Here is a 281-nt window from a genome sequence, read left to right as displayed (position 1 = left end):
GGCGTCGTCGAGGAGGTCGATACGGCCCAGAAGCGCTCCCGGGTCCTTAGCGACCTGTTCGAGTACCCGTACGTATCGTTCGGCGAAGCCGCATACGGTCGCGTCGTCGAACAGGTCGGCGTTGTAGGCGAATTCCAACCGCATCGGTCGCCCGTCGGCGGTGTCCGTGATGTTGAGTTGCAGATCGAAGTTCGCGTGTTCGAATTCCGCGGTCATCGGGGCGAGGGTCAGCCCCGGTAGCTCCCACGTCGTCGGGCGTGCAGCCTGGAAAGAGAGCGCCA

General features: G+C 64.1%; 1 protein-coding gene. It reads right to left on the bottom strand.

Features of this window, described 5'->3' with window-relative positions; genetic code table 11:
• On the bottom strand, positions 1-281 hold a 281-nt coding region (locus CVH10_RS19710), incomplete at both ends, for a condensation domain-containing protein (protein ID WP_146143131.1).

The sequence above is a fragment of the Halomonas sp. ND22Bw genome (assembly GCF_003011945.1).
Classification (GTDB): domain Bacteria; phylum Pseudomonadota; class Gammaproteobacteria; order Pseudomonadales; family Halomonadaceae; genus Halomonas; species Halomonas halophila.
This window is presented reverse-complemented; position numbering and strand designations above follow the sequence as displayed.